10 protein-coding genes and 1 pseudogene are annotated in these 12,609 nt (G+C 71.3%); 7 read left to right on the top strand and 4 right to left on the bottom strand.

From position 1 onward, the window contains the following. Both EEJ31_RS06870 and EEJ31_RS06865 read left to right on the top strand, forming a co-directional pair. Entirely contained in the window at window positions 1–1,257 is a 1,257-nt protein-coding gene (locus EEJ31_RS06870; RefSeq protein WP_123045562.1) for a serine/threonine-protein kinase, read from the top strand. After that, window positions 1,254–1,880 carry a hypothetical protein gene (locus tag EEJ31_RS06865; protein ID WP_123045561.1) on the top strand — a complete coding sequence of 209 codons (627 nt, stop codon included), beginning with the start codon at window positions 1,254–1,256 and terminating at the stop codon, window positions 1,878–1,880. Before EEJ31_RS06870 ends, EEJ31_RS06865 begins: the two co-directional genes overlap by 4 nt. A 21-nt stretch (window positions 1,881–1,901) precedes the next feature. Here the strand turns inward: EEJ31_RS06865 and EEJ31_RS06860 are convergent, their stop codons facing one another. Further along, window positions 1,902–2,984 carry a 1-deoxy-D-xylulose-5-phosphate reductoisomerase gene (locus EEJ31_RS06860; RefSeq protein ID WP_123045560.1) on the bottom strand — a complete coding sequence of 361 codons (1,083 nt, stop codon included), beginning with the start codon at window positions 2,982–2,984 and terminating at the stop codon, window positions 1,902–1,904. Window positions 2,985–3,052: 68 nt separating this feature from the next. On the opposite strand from EEJ31_RS06860, the gene EEJ31_RS06855 reads away from it, so the two are divergent. Both EEJ31_RS06855 and EEJ31_RS06850 read left to right on the top strand, forming a co-directional pair. Then, complete coding sequence (locus EEJ31_RS06855; protein ID WP_123045559.1) at window positions 3,053–3,826, top strand: lysophospholipid acyltransferase family protein; 774 nt, start codon at window positions 3,053–3,055, stop codon at window positions 3,824–3,826. A 37-nt stretch (window positions 3,827–3,863) separates the two neighbouring features. Then, complete coding sequence (locus tag EEJ31_RS06850; protein ID WP_123045558.1) at window positions 3,864–5,198, top strand: aminotransferase class III-fold pyridoxal phosphate-dependent enzyme; 1,335 nt, start codon at window positions 3,864–3,866, stop codon at window positions 5,196–5,198. Window positions 5,199–5,293: 95 nt separating this feature from the next. Here the strand turns inward: EEJ31_RS06850 and EEJ31_RS14295 are convergent. After that, window positions 5,294–5,413: pseudogene (locus tag EEJ31_RS14295) on the bottom strand (GNAT family N-acetyltransferase); the annotation flags it as partial. 89 nt (window positions 5,414–5,502) lie between these two features. Then, on the bottom strand, window positions 5,503–5,973 hold the full coding sequence (locus EEJ31_RS06845; protein ID WP_123045557.1) for an OsmC family protein: 471 nt from the start codon (window positions 5,971–5,973) through the stop codon (window positions 5,503–5,505). Window positions 5,974–6,070: 97 nt separating this feature from the next. Between EEJ31_RS06845 and gabT the strand changes: the two genes are divergently transcribed. Genes gabT through ald form a run of 3 tightly spaced genes read left to right on the top strand, consistent with a single transcriptional unit; the run spans window position 6,071 to window position 9,621 of the window. Further along, window positions 6,071–7,432: a 4-aminobutyrate--2-oxoglutarate transaminase gene (gene gabT / locus EEJ31_RS06840; protein WP_123045556.1), complete on the top strand. Its 1,362-nt coding sequence runs from the start codon at window positions 6,071–6,073 to the stop codon at window positions 7,430–7,432. Between the two features lie 31 nt (window positions 7,433–7,463). Next, window positions 7,464–8,456, top strand: coding sequence for an asparaginase (locus EEJ31_RS06835; RefSeq protein WP_123045555.1), 993 nt, complete (start codon window positions 7,464–7,466; stop codon window positions 8,454–8,456). Between the two features lie 49 nt (window positions 8,457–8,505). Continuing rightward, window positions 8,506–9,621, top strand: coding sequence for an alanine dehydrogenase (gene ald / locus EEJ31_RS06830; RefSeq protein WP_123045554.1), 1,116 nt, complete (start codon window positions 8,506–8,508; stop codon window positions 9,619–9,621). A gap of 9 nt (window positions 9,622–9,630) precedes the next feature. Here ald and EEJ31_RS06825 read toward each other — a convergent pair whose 3' ends face one another. Then, a complete protein-coding gene (locus EEJ31_RS06825) occupies window positions 9,631–12,558 on the bottom strand; it encodes an FtsK/SpoIIIE domain-containing protein (protein ID WP_123045553.1) in 2,928 nt (975 codons plus the stop codon). Between the last annotated feature and the right edge of the window lie 51 nt (window positions 12,559–12,609).

Raw genomic sequence — 12,609 nt, 5'->3', positions numbered from 1 at the left:
ATGAGCCCGATCGGCGAGGTGCTCGGCGACCGCTTCCGGATCGACCGCCTCGTCGGTACCGGAGGCATGTCCACCGTCTACCAGGCGACGGATGTCGCGCTGGGGCGAACCGTCGCCCTCAAGTTGTTCCGCGTGGACAGCACCGACGCGGCCGATCCCGAGCGGCAGAGCGGCGAGGTCGCGGTGCTCGCGAGCCTCAATCATCCGTCGCTCGTGACACTGTTCGACGCCGGCACCGCCGTGATCGAAGGCGTGCCGCGCACGTTCATCGTGATGGAGTTCGTCGACGGCACCGACCTGAACCACCACATCGCCCAGGGCCCGCTGCCGCCGCGGGAGGTTGCCGAGATCGGCGCGGACCTCGCCGAGGCGCTGCACTACGTGCACTCGCGCGGCATCATCCACCGCGACATCAAGCCCGGTAACGTGCTGCTGTCGCCCTCTGATTTTCCCGGCCGGGTCTTCCACGCGAAGCTCGCCGACTTCGGCATCGCCCGGCTCCTGGACAGCACCCGCCTCACGGCCACCGGCGCGCTCCTCGGCACCGCCAGTTACCTGAGCCCCGAGCAGGCCCAGGGGCTGCCGCTCACCTCCACCAGCGACGTCTACTCGCTCGGGCTCGTGCTGCTCGAGTGCCTCACCGGCGAACGCGCCTACCCGGGCACGGCCATCGAGTCCGCCATGGCGAGGCTGCAGCGGCAGCCCGAGATGCCGGACGACCTCGGTCCGGAATGGACCGAGGTGCTGCAGTGGATGACCATGCGCGACCCGGCCAAGCGGGCCCGCCCGGAGCAGGCGGCAATGGCGCTCCGATACATCGCCCAGTCGGAGGCGGGCGCCGAGGGTGATGCGGTGCCGACCCGGCCCACCGAGGCGCTCTCCGGGGCGGACCTCTCGACCGTCGCCATGCCCACCCACGGGGATGACGTGCCCGAGGACGACGAGACCGTCACGCGCGCCTTCGCGGCGCGCGGGTTGCTCGCCGAGACCGAGCCGGTCGCGACGCCGGTGGGGGCGACGAGAGCGACGACTGCCGCCCGCCTCCACACCGACGACGAGGCACCCGCCCCGTCCACGATGCGGAGAAACCTGATCGCTATCGCTGCGGCCCTCGTGCTCCTGGTCGCCACCGCGGCCATCATCCTCGGACTGCAGCCGCGGGAGACGGCGCCGGAGGGACCGCCGCCGAGCTACCCGGCGGTGGAGGGCACTCTCGGTACGCACCTGAAGCAGCTGCAGGAAAGCGTGGAACCGTGAACCGCGCACGCTTCGCCGGCGCCCTCGCCTCAGCGGCGCTCGTTGCCGGTGTCCTCTCCGGATGCGCCTCCGGGCCGGCGATCTCGGCATCCGCTGCCAAGCAGCTGCAGGCCGAAGTGCAGACGGTCACGACGCGGGCCGCCGCCGGCGACTTCGCCGGGGCGCAGGCGGCGCTCTCGGACCTGCAGGCGGACCTGCTGACGGCCGCGGCAGCGGGCGACGTCACCGGTGCCCGCTCGGCCCAGATCCAGGCAGCCATCAACCAGGTGCGCACCGACCTCGCCGCCACCGGTCAGCCGGGCACGGAAACGTCGAGCCCGACGCCGAAGCCGTCGCCGTCGACGTCGGAGGAAGCGCCGCAGCCCACCACGCCAGAGGACTCCGGGGATTCCGGCGAGCACAAGCCCACCCCGGCCCCCGACGACTCCGGGAACGACGATTCCGGCAACTCGGGCAACGGGAATTCGAAGGGCGATTCCGGCGGCGGCGACACGACGACGGCCCCCAAGCCACCATCGACTCCCACTCCGGAACCGACGACGCCGAGCCCTGAGCCCACCACGCCGGCGGATACGTCAACACCCACGCCGAGTGAATCGCCCGCGCCCCCTGCCGGGAACTGACCGGCAGGGCGACGCCGGTCCCTACCGGCCGGCGATGATCGCATCCGCCTCGCGGCGCGCCCACGCTTCCGCCGCGGCGAGCGACTCCCGGGTGAGTGCCCCCTCCGGGTCGTGCGACTCGACCACGCGCACCACCGTGTCGACGATGCCCGGGAACGCGATGCGGCCGGCGTGGAACGCCGCGACGGCCTGTTCGTTGGCGGCGTTGAAGACGGCGGGGTAGGTGCTTCCGGCGGTCCCGACGGACTTGGCGAGCGCGACGGCGGGAAACGCCCCCTCATCGAGTGGCTCGAACGTCCACTGGTGCGGCGTGGTCCATTCGACCGGCGCGCCCACCCCGCCCACCCGGTCGGGCCAGTCGAGCCCGAGCGAGATCGGCAACCGCATGTCGGGCGGCGACGCCTGCGCGATCGTCGAGCCGTCGATGAACTCCACCATCGAGTGCACGACCGACTGCGGATGCACCACCACGTCGATGTGCGCGTAGTCCACGTCGAAGAGCAGGTGCGCCTCGATCACCTCGAGGCCCTTGTTCACGAGGGTGGCGGAGTTCGTCGTCACGACGAGCCCCATGTCCCAGGTGGGGTGCGCGAGGGCCTCCCGGGGCGTCACCCGGTGGAGCTCATCGCGCGTGCGCCCACGGAACGGCCCGCCGGATGCGGTGAGCACCAGTCGGCGCACTTCCGCCGCCGTTCCGGCGCGCAGGGCCTGGGCGATGGCGGAGTGCTCGGAGTCGACGGGCACGATCTGGCCGGGCGCGGCCAGTGCCTTGACGAGTTCGCCGCCCACGATGAGCGACTCCTTGTTCGCCAGGGCGAGCGTGCGGCCGCACTCCAGGGCTGCGAGGGTCGGGCCGAGGCCGACGGAGCCGGTGATGCCGTTGAGCACGACATCCGCTTCGACGTCGCGCACCAGCTGCTCGGCCTCCACCTCGCCGAGCGCGGTGTGCGGAACGTGGAACGCTGCCGCCTGGGTCTCCAGCAGGGTGCGGTTGCTGCCGGCGGAGAGGCCGACCACCTCGAACCGGCCCGGGTTGGCGCGGATCACGTCCAGCGCCTGCGTTCCGATCGAACCCGTTGATCCCAGAATAATGACTCGCCGCATCCCCCCAGCCTAGGAGGGAGCCCGCCCATTCCGCCCAGCGCATACAGACGGCGGTAGAGTCGGAGACCGTGACAGACGCCGCCGACGATGCCGAGGAACCCGTGCTTGCTGGCCCTGCGCGCCGACCCGGGCTGGTCTATTTCCTCGGCTATGGCATCCTCGCGCCGATCGCCCGCCTCGTTTTCCGGCCGCACATCACCGGTCGCGACAACATCCCCAAGACCGGGCGCGTCATCCTCGCCAGCAACCACCTCTCCTTCGTCGACAGCCTCGTCATCCCGCTGACCGCCCCGCGGCCGGTGCAGTTCCTCGCCAAGCACACCTACTTCACCGGCAAGGGCATCAAGGGGCACCTCTCGCGCACGTTCTTCACCTCGATCGGTGCGGTGGGCGTGGAGCGTGGGGCCGGGCAGGCCGCGCAGGAGGCACTCGACGCGGGGCGGCGCATCCTCGAGGCCGACAACGCCTTCGCCATCTACCCGGAGGGCACCCGGTCCATCGACGGCCGTCTCTACAAGGGCCGCACCGGCGTGGCCTGGCTGGCCCTCACCACGGGCGCCGTCGTGGTTCCCGTCGGGCTGATCGGCACGCAGGACATCCAGCCGGTCGGGTCGAACGTGCCGAAGGTCGCCAAGGTCACCGTGAAGTTCGGCACTCCCATCGACGTGAGCGTGCACGGGACGGCGGACTCCGGAAAGGCGAGGCGGCTGGCGACCGACGAGATCATGGCCGCCATCCACGCGCTCACCGGGCAGGAACTCGCGGGCAAGTACAACGAGTCGCCTCCTGCCGGCGCCCTGCACAAGATCGCCGACCGCGTCTTCCCCCGCGAGCGCCTCTGAGCGGGAACGCCCAGCGGGGCGGCTTAGGCTTGTCGGTATGACTCGCGAGTTCTCCGTCCCCCAGCAGCGCAACGTCGTCACCGAGCTCCCCGGCCCCAAGTCGGTCGACCTGCAGAAGCGCCGCGTCGCATCCGTTTCGGCCGGGGCGGGCACCCTCGCGAACATCTACATGGAGCGCGGATCCGGGGCGATCCTCGTCGACGTGGACGGCAACCAGCTGATCGACCTGGGCTGCGGCATCGGTGTCACCACTATCGGTCACGCGCACCCCGAGGTCGCGGCGGCGGCCGCCGAACAGGCCGGGAAGCTCACGCACACGCTCTTCACCGTCACCCCGTATGAGAACTACGTGCGCGTCGCCGAGAAGCTCGCCGAGATCACGCCGGGCGACTTCGAGAAGCACTCGATCCTCGTGAACTCCGGCGCGGAGGCGGTCGAGAACGCGGTGAAGATCGCCCGCAAGTACACCGGGCGCCGCGCCATCGTGAGCCTCGACCACGCCTTCCACGGCCGCACCAACCTCACCATGGGCATGACCTACCGCCCCTGGCCCGAGCGCGCCGGCATGGGGCCGATCCCCGCCGAGCTGTACAGCGTGCCGATCAGCTACCCGTTCCGTGACGGCCTCTCCGGCGAGGAGGCGGCCGAGAAGACCATCGACTACATCAACACGCACATCGGTGCGAGCGAGATCGCCGCCTTCTTCGTCGAGCCGATCCAGGGCGACGGCGGCGTCATCATCCCCGCCGACGGCTTCTTCAAACGCATCCGCGAGTTCTGCACCGAGAACGGCATCGTCTTCGTCGCCGACGAGATCCAGGCGGGCATCGGGCGCACCGGCACCTGGTACTCGATCGAGCACCACGGCGTCGTGCCCGACCTGGTCACGAGCGCGAAGGGCATCGCCGGCGGGTTCCCACTGGCGGCCGTCACCGGGCGCGCCGAGATCATGGACGCCGTGCAGCCCGGAGGGATCGGCGGCACCTTCGGCGGCAACCCGGTCTCCACCGCCGCGGCCCTCGCGGTGTTCGACATCATCGAGAAGGAAAACCTGATCGCCGAGGCGCAGCGGGTCGAGAAGTCGCTCTGGGCGCGCATCGGCGACTGGCCGGAGCGCTTCCCGATCGTCGGCGAGGTGCGCGGCAAGGGCGCCATGTTCGGCGTCGAGCTCGTGCACCCCGGCACGAAGACCCCCTACCCCGAGGCGCTGAAGCAGGTCATCACCGAGGCCGCGACCCAGGGCGTCATCGTCCTCGACGCGGGCAGCTGGGACTCGGTGCTGCGCATCATGCCGTCGGTCGTCATCTCCGAGGAGCTCATCGACGACGCGGCGTCGGTCATCGAGCAGACGCTCGCCAGGCTCTCCGCCTAGCGGCCGCTCGCCGCCCTGCCCCGCCCGGCTGGGATCCCCGTGAGGGGCCAGCTTTACCTAGTCGGCGAGCGGTTTCACTAGGGAAAGTTGTCCCCTCACGGAGGAGGGAGGACCGCGAACTGAAGCAGTTCGCCTGCGATCACGGTGGCCAGCCCTCTGCCCCGGAACTCGGGCAGCACGGTGTAGCCGATTTCGACCATCCCGTTCTCGTCGGGGTAGAAGTGGAAGCCGGGTTCCCGATCACCTCACCGGTGTTCGTGGAGCACGTCGTGCCCACGTACCACCGGGTCGACACGGGCGGGTCTCACTCCGCGACCGTCACCGCCTCGTGGTGCACCGGGAAGTTGACGGATGCCGCGATGAAGCACTGCCGATTGGCCTGCTCGTGCAGGCTGTCGGCCAGCTCGATCTGCGACGGATCGCTGATCGTCACCCGCGGGCGCACGGTCGCCGACGTGAACCGGCCGCCGCCGTCGGGGCTCGTCTCCATGGTCGCGGTCGCCTCGTCGGTGTAGCTCAGCACGGTGACTCCATGCTGCGTGGCGGCGTGCAGGTACGACAGCAGGTGGCACTGGCTGAGCGCCACGAGCAGCAGCTCCTCCGGGTTCCAGCGGTCGGCGTTCCCGTGGAAGGTGGGGTCCGCCGACCCGGCGATGGTCGGCTTCCCGGCCGCCTCCACGCGCACTTCGCGCCCGTATTCACGGTAGTGGCTGGTGCCGGTTCCCCGGTTGCCCTCCCAGGTGAGCTGCACGTCGTAGTGGTGCGTCATGGTCATGGTCTCCCTCTCGCATCCGTTGCCGGTCAGAGCCGGCACAGAATCGATTGTGGCAGCACGGGCGGCGACCCGAGAGGCTCAGTAAGCTGGGATCATCATGACTGACACGTCCCTTGCCCCTGCCCCCGTGTACACCGTTCCCCAGGAACGCCGGATCGTCACCGCGATCCCCGGCCCCAAGTCGATGGAGCTGCAGGAGCGACGTCGCGAGGTGGTCTCCGCGGGGGTCAGCTCCACGCTGCCGGTCTACATCGAGAAGGCCAACGGCGCGATCCTCGTCGACGTGGACGGCAATCAGTTCATCGACCTCGGCGCGGGCATCGGTGTGACCACCATCGGCCACACGGAGTCGAGCGTCGTGGAGGCGGCCGCCGCGCAGGTGGGCGAGTTCATCCACACGCTGTTCACGATCACCCCGTACGAGGAGTACGTGCGGGTGGCGGAGCTCCTCGCCACGCACACGCCGGGCGATTTCCCGAAGCGGTCGGTGCTCATCAACTCCGGCGCCGAGGCCGTGGAGAACGGCGTGAAGATCGCCCGCAAGTACACCGGGCGCCGCGCCGTCGCCGTGCTCGAGCACGCGTACCACGGCCGCACCAACCTCACCATGGCGATGAACTTCAAGGCCGCGCCCTACGCGACCGGGTTCGGCCCGCTCGCCGGCGACGTGTACCACGCGCCGAGTTCGTACCCGTACCACGACGGCCTGACGGGCGCCGAGGCGGCGGCCCGCACGATCGCTTACCTCGAGAAGGTCGTGGGAGCCACCGACCTCGCCTGCCTCGTCGCCGAGCCCATCCAGGGCGAGGGCGGGTTCATGGTTCCCGCCGATGGCTACCTGCCGGCCCTGCAGGAGTGGTGCACCGCCAACGGCGTCGTGATGATCGCCGACGAGATCCAGAGCGGCATGGCCCGCACCGGCCGGTTCTACGCCAGCGAGCACTTCGGCTGGGTTCCCGACCTCGTGCTCACGGCCAAGGGCATCGCCGGTGGCCTTCCCCTGGCTGCCGTGACCGGTCGCGCCGAGATCATGGATGCCGCCCAGCCCGGCGGGCTCGGCGGCACCTTCGGCGGCAACCCCGTCGCCTGCGCCGCCGCGATCGCCGTCTTCGAATCGATCGAACGTAACGACCTGCTCGCCGAGGGTGAGCGCATCGGGACGACCCTCGTGAGCGGCCTGGAAGAACTGAAGAGCCGGTACGACATCATCGGCGACATCCGCGGCCGCGGAGCGATGATCGCGATCGAGCTCGTCGAGGCCGGCACCGGAGACACCACGAAGGTTCCGAACGCCGCCGCCGTCTCTGCCATCGCCGCCTACGCAGCACAGCACGGCGTGCTGGTGCTGACAGCCGGCACCTACGGCAACGTGCTCCGATTCCTGCCGAGCCTCGCGCTGTCCGACGAGCTCATCCGCGACGCCCTCTCCGTCATCGACGAAGCAATGGCGGCCCTGTGACGACAGCCGTCGTCCGGAAGGGAACGCAGGCGTGAGCGGGACCTTCACCGCATCGGATGCCGTCGAGCTGGCGGTCGTGGAGCGCAGCGGCTTCATCGAATCCCGCCACGTGGGTTCGGCGGTCGTGATGAACGGCGAGGGCGAGGTGCTGCGCACCCTGGGCGCCGTCGATGCGCCGGTGTTCCCGCGCTCGGCGCTCAAACCGTTCCAGGCCGTCGCCGTCATGACGAGCGGCGTCACGCTGCGCGGTGAGGACGCCGCCATCGCCACCGCCAGTCACACCGGCACCCTGCGCCACGTGGAGCTGGTGCGGGGCATCCTCACCCGGGCCGGCATTCCCGTCACCGCCCTCGCCTGCCCGGCCGCCTGGCCGGAGGACCAGGCGACGCGCGACGCCCTGGTGCGCTCAGGGGGCCAGAAGGACCGGCTCTTCATGAACTGCTCGGGCAAGCACGCGGCGATGCTCGTGGCCTGCCGGCAGAACGGCTGGCCGCTGGCCGGGTACCTCGACCCGGAGCATCCGTTGCAGAAGCACATTCTCGACGTCGTCGAGCGCTTCACCGGGCAGCGACCGGCCGCCACGGGCGTGGACGGCTGCGGCGCCCCGGTGCACGCGATGTCGCTCACGGCGCTGGGGCACGGCATCGCGCGTATCGCCACGTCGCGCTCGAACTCACCGTTCGCGATCTACCGTGAGGCGGGCTTCCTCGGCGAAGCGCTCCGGGAGAACGGATGGGCGATCGCCGGCCCCGGCAAGGCCGACACGGTGGTCATCGAACGGCTCGGAATCTTCGTGAAGAGCGGCGCGGAGGGCACGGTGGTGGCCTCGGCCGACAACGGCACGACCGTGGCGCTGAAGATCCTCGACGGCAACCTGCGCGCCGGGATGATCGTCGCCCTGAGCCTCCTGCGTGACGCGGGCGCCCTGTCGCGCTCGGACCTCGAGGCCGTCGCGCCTCGCCTCGACCTCGGCGTTGCCGGGGGCGGACACGTCGTCGGCTGGGTTCGCCCCAGCTACGCGTAAGACATCACTACAGACCACAGCAGCAGCGATCGACCGGCGAAGGAGCCAGATGAGAATCGCCATTCCCACCGAGATCAAGAACAACGAATTCCGCGTCGCCATCACCCCGTCCGGCGTGCATGACCTCGTGGCGCACGGGCACGAGGTGCTCGTGCAGTCGGGCGCGGGCGCCGGGTCGTCGATCGCCGACGAGAGCTTCGCATCCGCCGGGGCGACGATTCTCCCCGACGCGGAGTCCACCTGGGCTGCGGGAGAGCTGGTGCTCAAGGTCAAGGAACCGATCCCCGAGGAATACCGTCATTTCCGCGACGACCTCGTGCTGTTCACCTACCTGCACCTGGCCGCCGACGAACGGCTCACCCGGGCCCTGCAGCAGGCGGGGGTCACGGCGATCGCCTACGAGACGGTGCAGCTGCAGGGCGGCGCCCTCCCCCTGTTGGCGCCCATGAGCGAGGTGGCGGGCCGGCTGGCACCAATCGTGGGAGCGAACGTGCTGCTGAAGCCCAGCGGAGGGCGCGGTCTCCTGGTGCCTGGCGTGCCGGGCACGCACCCGGCGAAGATCACGGTGCTCGGAGGCGGTGTCGCCGGCACGGCGGCCCTGCAGGTCTCCCTCGGCTTGGGCGCCGAGGTGACGGTGCTCGACACCAACCTCGCCCGGCTCCGCGAGCTCGACGCGCTGCATTTCGGGCGCGTGAAGACCATTGCCTCGAACAGTTTCGAGATCGAGAAGGCTGTTGTCGAGTCCGACCTGGTGATCGGTTCGGTGCTGATTCCCGGCGCCCGGGCGCCCAAACTCGTGACCAACGCGCTGGTGAAGCGGATGAAGGAGGGCAGCGTGCTGGTGGACATCGCGGTCGACCAGGGCGGTTGCTTCGAGGACTCGCACCCCACGACCCACGCCGACCCGGTGTTCACCGTGCACCGCTCGCTGTTCTATTGCGTGGCCAACATGCCCGGTGCTGTACCGAACACGTCCACCTACGCGCTCACCAACGCGACGCTCCCGTTCGTGCGCTCGGTCGCCGGGCAGGGGTGGAAGGATGCGATGCGGGGCGATCCCGCGCTGGCGCGAGGGCTGAACGTCTTCGCCGGCGACGTGGTGAACGAGCCGGTGGCGGCGGCCCACGGGCTGGCGCACCGGGCGCTGGCCGACGTCCTGCGCTGAGCGGGTCGATCACTCCCACACCGCCCGGCGCACCTCGCCGTCGGGCCCGAGCAGCCACAGCCGGGCCCGGTGCGGGGCGAGCGCCGGGGGAAGGTCCCGGCGGCGGCTGATCAACCGGTAGTCCCCGAGCGTGCAGCCGTCGAACACGATGTCGGTGCGTGTGCGAAGCGCCGCGAGGAGCCCGAAATGCGCCTGCCAGGCATCGGGATCCCCGACGAGCGCGGTGCCGGCGCCCAGCTCCTGCAGTTCCAGCTGCCCGGACCGGCCGGTGCCGAGCTCGAGCACCGCCGCGCCCCCGCGGCGCGCCCGCAGCTCCGCGGCGGTCCGGGCCGGCCCTGAGGAGACGACCAGCACCGCTCGCCCTGCCGAGATGCGTTCCACGGCCGAGTCGCTGTCCCCCGGCTCCCGGTCGTGCGTTCGGGGAGGCTCGACGAGCTGCACCCGGGATCCCCGCCAGTATCCGCCGCCCGGGGGCAGGGCCGGATCGTACCGCGCCGGGTCCCCGCCCGCCGCGCGATGCTCCTCGCGATGGGGAAGCCGGAGCAACAGGGTTTCCGGACAGAGCGCGGCGAGTGAACCGAGCTGTCCGCCGAGGCGCTGAACGGTGATCACCACCGTGAGTCCCGCCTCCCTCCCCTGCCGGAGGAGCACTCCGAGCCGGTCCACGGCTGCGGCCTGGTAGTCGGGAGCCCAGCGCGCGAACACCGCGTCGAAGTCGTCGAGCAACAGCAACTGATGCGCGGAGTCCCGCTCGTCGGGCCCGGTCCAGCGCGCTGCCCGGTCGAGCAACGCCGTCCCCGCCTCCAGCGCGTCCCAGATGCCTTCCACGCCTCTCGGCGCCGGCTGGTCCAGGCCGTGCCCCTGCGCGGCGAGGGAGGCGACCAGGCCGCTCTTGCCCGATCCCGCTCCCCCGATCACGAGCAGGTGGCCGTCGACGCCGGGACGATACGCGGCGATGCGGTAGCGCTGCTCCTCGGGCTCGTCCAGGAGGCCGAGGATCCGGGTGGACGGGTCACGTTCCAACCGGCCCGGCACGTCGGCCGCCCGGCCCGCCAGATCGGCCATGGTCACAACGGGTGGAAGCGGCTCGAGCCAGGGGCGTCGGGGCGGTGCGGAGTGCCGCGACCGGTGCGCCACCTGCGCGATGTCCTCCTCCCGGGTGACCGCGACCTGGCAGGGCCCGACGGCGCCCTCGCCGGCCGCGAGCAGGCAGCGACCGGGCTCCGCCGCGCGGAGGTCTGCGGCGTCGGGGACGCCGAGGACGGCGACACTGTCGGATCGGTTGTTCACCCGCAGGGAGAGCCGCAGCGTGCAGTTGGCCAGCAGGGCATCGCGCACCACCCCGGCCGGCCGCTGCGTGCAGAGGATCAGGTGGATGCCGAGGGATCTGCCGCGCGCGGCGAGATCGGTGAACAGCATGTGCAGGTCGTCGAATGCCCCGAGCATCGCCTGGAACTCATCGACGACGATCACCAGCCGGGGCAGACGACCGGCGACACCGGCGTCGGTGATGTCTCGGGCTCGCGCGTCACGGAGGATCCGCTCACGGTGGCGGACCTCCGCGCGGAGGCTCGTGAGGGCGCGGGCAGCCTGGGTGTCGTCGAGGTCGGTGACGAGTCCGACGCAGTGCGGCAGTCCGATCAACGGCGTGAAGGCGGAGCCGCCTTTGAAGTCCACCAGCAGGAACGTGACCTGCTCGGGCGGGTACGCCGCCGCCATCGATGTGACCCAGGTGACCAGCAACTCGCTCTTGCCGCTGCCGGTCGTGCCGCCCACGACGGCGTGCGGGCCGGCGCCGACGAGGTCGACGGTGACCGTGCCTGCCGCGCCGCGGCCGATGGGACACTCGAGTGTGGCAGTGGCGCGCGGTTCTGCCTGCCCCCCGGTGTCGGCCAGCAGTCCGGCCTCACCCCAGAGATCAGCGGCGGACACGTGCGCGGGAACCACGCGTCCGCTGCCGACAAGGCCGGCGCGCTCCGCCTGGGCGGCGAGCGCCACGGCGAAGCCGGCGGCGTCGGCCACCGAGACGAGTTCGGTCCGCACGGGTGCAGCGGCGACGCGCCCGGGTCGGCGGACGATGGTCGCCGCGCCGGTCCCTCGAAGCTGCAGCACGCTGCCGCACCCGGGTGGGAGCCGATCGACGGTCTCGCTGAGAGCCAGGAGACAGCAGGCGTCATGCCGGTGACCCGGCTCGCACACGCCGACGAGCGTCGCCGGCGAGCGCGCGAGGGCATGGGGCAACTGGTCCAGCCACGCCCACTCCTGGCCATCCGGGGCACGGAAGCCGACGCGGCCGGGCGGGTACAGGTGCGCCACCTGAACCAGCAGGGCCCGGGCCACCGCCCGCCCGAGCGCGAGCGGCCCCACGATTCCCACGCCACCGGCAACGTCGGCCGCCAGCGGCACGCCCGTGAGCTCGGCGGCGAACCGGCGGAGCTCCTCCTCATCGGCCCGTTCCTCGGCCGCGATGCCGTCAGCGGGCGGTCCGGCCCCGCCGCCGTCGAAACGGATGCCGCTCGGCACCGTTCCCGCCCCCAGCACGACGGGCATCCGCTCGTCGGTCGGTCGGGCCGCCCAGCGCCGGAGCTCGGCCTGTCCGCTCAGAATGGACGCGGCGTCTGGCGCCGTATCGCGCGCCTCCGCTCTGAGCCGCTCGAGCTCGTCGCCCACGGCCGTGCGAAGCGCCTCAAAGGCCTCGCTCGTCGCCGCCCGCCGGCGGGCACCGGCGCGGCGCACCGCTCGCCTGCCGTCGAATATGGTGGCCACGGCGATCACCGGCCCGAGCGCGGCGAACAGCAACACATAGGCGGAGCCGGTGATGGCGAAGATCAGCGCCGACACGGCCAGCGGGGCCAGGGTGGCGACGACGGGGAACGGCGGCCGCGCCGGCGCCGGCGGGGCGGCCGGCAGGTGGAATGTCCGGTCCGAAGCGATCACCGCTCCAGAGAACCACCGCGGTACGCGCCGATACGGCGATCGTCGTCATCG

This window comes from Cryobacterium tepidiphilum, from assembly GCF_003716325.1.
In the GTDB taxonomy this organism is placed as follows: Bacteria; Actinomycetota; Actinomycetes; order Actinomycetales; family Microbacteriaceae; genus Cryobacterium; species Cryobacterium tepidiphilum.
Note: the sequence above shows the minus strand (reverse complement) of the source record. Positions and strands in the feature narration are given on the sequence as shown.